At 33.8% G+C, this 6351-nt stretch carries 5 protein-coding genes; 4 read left to right on the top strand and 1 reads right to left on the bottom strand.

Annotation, left to right across the window (positions count from 1 at the left end; genetic code table 11):
• The 4 genes from ACJAT0_RS12120 to ACJAT0_RS12105 all read left to right on the top strand — a co-directional run.
• Positions 1-1188: PAS domain S-box protein (locus ACJAT0_RS12120; RefSeq protein ID WP_415181865.1), on the top strand; the 1188-nt coding region annotated here is incomplete at its 5' end.
• An 11-nt stretch (positions 1189-1199) separates the two neighbouring features.
• Positions 1200-1604 carry a response regulator gene (locus ACJAT0_RS12115; protein WP_415181864.1) on the top strand — a complete coding sequence of 135 codons (405 nt, stop codon included), beginning with the start codon at positions 1200-1202 and terminating at the stop codon, positions 1602-1604.
• 1585 nt (positions 1605-3189) lie between these two features.
• On the top strand, positions 3190-3825 hold the full coding sequence (locus tag ACJAT0_RS12110) for a thiamine phosphate synthase (protein WP_415181863.1): 636 nt from the start codon (positions 3190-3192) through the stop codon (positions 3823-3825).
• Between the two features lie 475 nt (positions 3826-4300).
• Positions 4301-4864 (top strand): DUF4494 domain-containing protein, encoded by a 564-nt coding sequence (locus tag ACJAT0_RS12105; protein ID WP_415181862.1) that lies wholly within the window; start codon positions 4301-4303, stop codon positions 4862-4864.
• Positions 4865-5274: 410 nt separating this feature from the next.
• On the opposite strand, the gene ACJAT0_RS12100 is transcribed toward ACJAT0_RS12105, so the two are convergent.
• A complete protein-coding gene (locus ACJAT0_RS12100) occupies positions 5275-5466 on the bottom strand; it encodes a cold-shock protein (RefSeq protein ID WP_374002303.1) in 192 nt (63 codons plus the stop codon).
• Between the last annotated feature and the right edge of the window lie 885 nt (positions 5467-6351).

The following is a 6351-nucleotide window of genomic DNA, read 5'->3' as shown; positions in this document are numbered from 1 at the left end:
AACATAGAGTATAAAGAACTTTACAACAACTTTCCTAGTGGTTATTTTTGTTCATTGCCAAATGGTACCATCGTTGATTCCAACAATAGATTTTTAGCTTTAACAAGCTACACCCGCGAAGAGGTACTAGGCAAAAAAAAGGTTGCAGATTTTCTTTCGTTGGGAAGTAAAATATATTTTGAAAATGTCTATTCTCCAGCATTAAAGTTGCGGGGGAGTTTAGAAGAAATAAATTTCAATCTTATCAAAAAAGATGGAACTAAATTCCCTGTTTTGGTTAATTCGGTAGAGGTTAAAAATAAAGAAGGAATTCACGTATTTACTCAGTCAGCGGTATTCAATATTTCACAAAGGAAAAAATATGAACAAGAACTTTTAATAGCTAAAATAAAGGCAAATGATCTTTCTAATGAATTACAGGAGGTCAACAAAGAATTAAAAAGCCGTGCCGATTTAATTTTAAAGCAAAAATTACAATTAGAGGAATTCAACCTGCATTTAGAAAACAAAAACAGACAGCTTTCAAATTTTGCACATATCGCGTCTCATAATTTAAGGGCGCCTGCTAGTAATCTTATGATTTTAAAGGACTTATATAAAGAAAGTACTGATTTAGAAGAACAGGATATGCTCTTTTCCAAAGTAGAAACAGTGATAATTCGTCTGAATGATACATTAAATGAATTGATTCAGTCTGTTAAAATTCAAGGAGATAAGTATATTAAACATGATGCTATTAATTTTAAATCTATTTTTGATGGAACTCTTGAAATTTTGGATAATCAGATATTAGGTTTAAAACCAATAGTGACTTCAGATTTTTCTGAAGCGCCTATCATAGAGTATCCTAAAATTTACATGGAAAGTATTATGCTGAACCTCTTGTCTAATTCCATTAAATATAGCTCCCCTGATCGCATTGCTATGATTCATTTTTGCACAACAGTGAAAAACAACGAAATCATACTGATTGCAAGAGACAATGGATTAGGAATAGATCTACAAAAACACGGGCACAAAATTTTTGGACTAAATAATACATTCCATGAGCATCTAGACGCTAATGGTGTGGGCCTTTTTATGATTAAAACACAAATAGAAGCGATAGGAGGTTCTATAACGGTAGAAAGTGAAGTAGATGAAGGAAGTACTTTTAAGATAATTTTTAAGAGAAATATATCATGCTAATAAAACGACCTTTGATCGGTATCATAGATGATGATATAATTTATCAATTCACTTTAATGAAGATTATTAACGATAATAAGCCAGGAGCTAGAATTATTACTTTTCCAAATGGAAAAAAAGCAATGCAATATCTCAAAGAGAACAAAGCAACTAATGAAAATATACCAGACGTTATTTTCCTTGATCTTCATATGCCAATTATGGATGGATGGCAATTTATAGATGAATATGCACGAATAAAAATTGATATTGAAAAAAAAGTAAACATTTTCATGTGGAGTTCTTCAGTTGACCCTGTCCATATGGAAAGAGCAAGTAAAAAAAGTGAAATCTCTAAATACATAACAAAACCTATGCAGTTAGAAGAGGTGAAAAAGTTTTTTGACAATTTTGAAAGCTCGTACTTTTTGTTGTAACATACTTTTCCTGTGAACTAAACCTCATATATATGGTTCGTATCCCAACCATATATATTAAATTCTTCTTTTAGATAATCGCTTAAAAATGGTATCTATTTACAAAATGCATACTGTTGAGATGAGATTCAGTAACTCCTTTATCAGTGTCATGTTTATCACAGTAGAATTACGAGTATAACTTTTAACAAGAACTTTAATAAGAATTTTCCTAAGGATTCCAGGTTCAAATTAAATAACACCCGCATATAAAGCAATTACTCCATTGGGATAACTGCTTTTCATTAATTAACCACCTTAAACTATCCCTCTATTTTTTTCCAATACACAAGCTTACTTTCGCATACTTCTGAAGTGAAAACCGAAAAGGTATAGGTATCGTATCCGACACAAGTAATGTTGCGTTAACTTGAATCATCTCTGAATTGTTCAGGAACAATTAGTTCTATTTATTTCCATGATTTAATCGATCCTCCATGTAGGTTTATTCACTCGGGATATGTAAAATCGGTAAGCCTTTTACCCAAAGTTTCGTCGTTAGAATCGCAGCTTGCAAATTCTAAAAGGGAACATAGAGTAAAAAATAGTTTTGTGATCTTGTGTTTTTTTATTTTCTTTATGACTGGTATTATTTATTTGGCGGTTAAGCCTTAAATAATAACAAACACCTGTTCATGTAGCCCCCGTTTTATTTTATAGTATTAAATCTTAGCGGCTAGGCCAATTTACGTGCCAACACGAGTATTGTGCTTGACTAATTAGTGAGAGATTTTAAATCTCATAACTAAGGTTTTACTGGTCTTATTATATACTGCAGAAGAAGTCCATAATGGAGAGGTGAACATTCTATACCTATTCCATACACATTCCACTTCGCTCCTCTCGCCGCTTTGTAAAAAGTATGTTTTATTTCTGGCTAGTCTATTATAAAACCGGAAAATAAGGAACCAATAAATTTGGTTGCTTTCTCCTATATACTCAACGTATCTCTTTTCTATTTGAAAACGGGAATCTTCGATGTAATACATAGGAACTCGTGAAACCTAAGATGAATTTGGTTATCGCCTAACCACATTCCAAGATGTTATTTACGGAGTAGGGAAACATTAAAATAAAAAAATGAAGAACCTTTGATATTCCAAAGCGCCCACTGGCGCGCTCACTAAAAAGGACTTCCAGATCAATTCCAAAATCTCTATGCTGCTTTTACCCTAAATCCAGTTTATGAGTTTTATGAAAATCATTATTTAAAATAGAAATCTTAGGAATAAAGCGCCTGCTGACATGACGCGTTTACATCATCCTACATGCAACAGTTCATCACGTAACGGCGCTTTTTACCTGCTATTGATATCATTTGAATAATGTGACTTTAGACGTATATCGCTGTTAACTATGTACAGGTTTATAACACGCCGCACCCTATTCATTTTTTTCATTAAAGCAAGACAGAACATACTATATGTCTTCCATCAATGGGTATAGCTTAAAGTTTTTACTACTTCAGGCTGCTTCAACCTCATAATTAGTAGCCAAAACATCATACGGTGGCCACTCTATTTCTTAAATTACCAAAAAAGTTCCGATGATCCCTAAACTACATTATACGTCTCAAGCAAATTCTACCTCAGCACATCTAGAAAACATTCAGAAAGCCTGCGGTTCTGGAGCCGAATTGGTGCAGTTGGATCTGGAACATATCGCTGTAGAAGAGCATTTGAAGCTCGCACAAGAAGTCATAAAAATCACGGCTCATTTTCAAACTAGGCTGATTATTAAATCTCATTATAAAATTGCCCATGAGATCAAAGCAGACGGTATTTATCTAGAAAACACAGATATTTGCCCTAGCGTCGCCAGATCACATTTATATCCTTGGCAAACCATAGGCGCGACCGCTCATACTCTCCAAGAATGCGAGACCTTACTCATTAAAGAAGTTGATTATATAGGATTGGGACCTTTTAGAACGTCTAAAAAAACGGAGACTAAAGCATTAGGTATCGATGGTTATACGGCTATAAATGAAGGCTTAGAAACACAAACACCTCTTATTGGTTTTGGAGACATCACTCCAGAAGACGTTAAAGGTATTTTAAAAACAGGCGTCTCAGGAATTGCAGTGGCTGATGCCATTACTCAAAATTTTGACCTTATAAAAACCTTCAATCAGTTGTTGGGAGCTTCTTCTACAGAAGAGATGCGCCATACCTTTAAATAAAAACAAAACAATCTGATTCCTAGTGATTCGTTTTTTTTTGAAGAATAGTTGTCTTTTTTTAAATAGGATATTGGTGTTTATCAGAATGATAATTTGGGCGTTCCCTTGTGGGTATCGCTTTTCACTTTATTTAAAAACAAAAAAAGTATGCTGCTTCCATCGGTAACGCAAAAAAACAAACATGTTTTCTGATGAACATACTTCTAGCATTCATAGTTTTTTATATGACAATAATTTAGACGTTCCCTAGCCGGTCTCGTTTTCCCTTTAATTTTTGCTAGCTAAAGGCAAACATATCTAACCTAAACTACTTAAAAGTCAGCTCTTTCGCGAAAGCGAAAACAGAAGTAAAATAAGCAATAATCTAAAAATCAAATTACCCTGAAACCAAAAAAGACAATTGTGAACATCTATTCCATTTTTAAAAAATTACAGGGATGATTCGGGCTATTTTCGCCGTCCCAAAAAAAAAGAAATGAGCGCAATCTGGTACGAGTGTAAAGTGAAATATAGAAAATTTGATGAAGCTACTGCAGCACATAAGGTGAAAACAGAACCTTTTCTTGTGGATGCAATTTCTTATACAGAGGCAGAGAGCAGAATTACTGAAGAGATGGTTGCTTACATAAGCGAAGGAGAAGAAATTAAAATCACCAATATAAAAGTGGCCAATTATGCAGAAATCCATCCGTTTGAAAATACAGATCGGTGGTTCAAGTCTCGGGTCTCGCTTATCGCTTTTGATGAAGAAAGTGGTAAGGAACGGAAGACCAATATGTACTTATTAGTCCAGGCAAACGATGTGAAGGAGGCTTATGAAAACACGGTAACGACCATGAAGGATACCATGGGGGAATATACCATCCCTGCAGTGTCTGAGTCGCCTATTATGGATGTATTCCCTTATTTTTCTGGTGAAGAAGAAGATGTTGAGCGTTTAAAAACGTTTACAGCACTTAAAGATTCTGTTCCTGCTGTCCACACTATAGAGGAGAAGACAGCCATGGAAGACAGTTTTGCGACTGATGAAGAGGAGTGATTTATCTAGGAAACTGGTCTTGTAAAGGGAGCACATACTTCTATTATGGACGCACTTTTTTAATGGATAGGGTTTTGGTTGGTCAGCTTTGTATTTTTTTATTTGATTGTTTTTATGGAGTTTGTTTGTGCGGTGTGATAATTTTGTGGAAATTTAGATGGTACCTCCATATTTCCATACCGCATCTGCCACTCCTGATTTACAGCATACCTGCCCAATCTATCCAGTGCATTCCTCTTCCAAAAAAGCGAGTCGGATGTGGTTTTCTTAGTGGAAGAGCTTATACTTCTCAAAGTGAAGAAATTCTTTCCTAAAAAAAGGAATTGCCACTTGACCCAGTTTAAAAATAAAACACAAAAAAAATCCCCATCAGTATTGATGGGGACTTTGTCAAAATATATAGCTATATATTAAAGTACTTTTACGTTTACCGCATTAAGTCCTTTGTTTCCTTCTTGTAAGTCAAATTCAACTTCGTCACCTTCTCTAATCTCATCGATTAATCCTGAAATGTGTACAAAGTGGTCTTTATCAACTCCTTCTTCTGTGATGAATCCAAATCCTTTTGCGTCATTGAAAAACTTTACTGTTCCTTTACTCATAATGTAATGTAATTAATTAATTCTTGTTATGCTGCAAATATAGCACCATCTAGGTATACTTTTACTTTTATTTGCACTTCATTCTTGTTCTTTGCAATTATTTTTAATTATAAGCTGCTATATAAAGATAGTTATGGGTCAATTATTTTTAAATACGGTAGAATATGAACTAGTAAGACCATCGTATTATTCAATTAAAAGTGGACAACCTTGAAGATGTATTCAGTTGCTTTATCCAAAACAGGATTTTGAGCGCAAAAAAGCCGATCCGTATTGATGGTGCAACTGTTAGTAAACATCATTTTCCCTTGAAATACTATTGTGTTTAATGCATTTTTTTGTTTCCTTCCTTACGTTAAATTCAAGTATACCAACTTCCTCAATCTCGTCGATTGCTTTTGAGATGTTCTCAAAGCCATGTTTGTATCATTTTTCTTCTCTATTATGTCTATATTTTTTAACGACATTAAAAACATTGCTTCTCCTTATAATCGATCTAAAATAATTTATTAATTGTTATGGAAGTCTAAGCATAATAGCATTGATTGATAAATCGTTTTTCCATCTCAAACAAGTTGTTACTTCTCGCCTATTTCTTGTACAACATGGCTTAAGACATTTATATTTCTTTAGTTCTAATTTTATATACAGTCGCTGCATTCTGATCATATGTGTCTTCCCATAATCCTCTAGTCATAATTCGATAAGCAATCGTTAAATTATCCGTTGTTCCTAAATTTGTAAATAAAAAAGTTTTAAAAAGAACTAAACGCTAATGCTCCATAATCATGATTCCATAAACATTCCAATGCTAGAATAGCCTAATTCATGGGCATCAGTTATATAGCAACATTTAAGTGGAGGCAATACAGCTGCTGTTAGAGG

Source organism: Nonlabens sp., from assembly GCF_047636915.1.
Classification (GTDB): Bacteria; Bacteroidota; Bacteroidia; order Flavobacteriales; family Flavobacteriaceae; genus Nonlabens.
The sequence above is the reverse complement of the archived record's forward strand: the minus strand, read 5'-3'. Positions and strand labels throughout refer to the sequence as shown.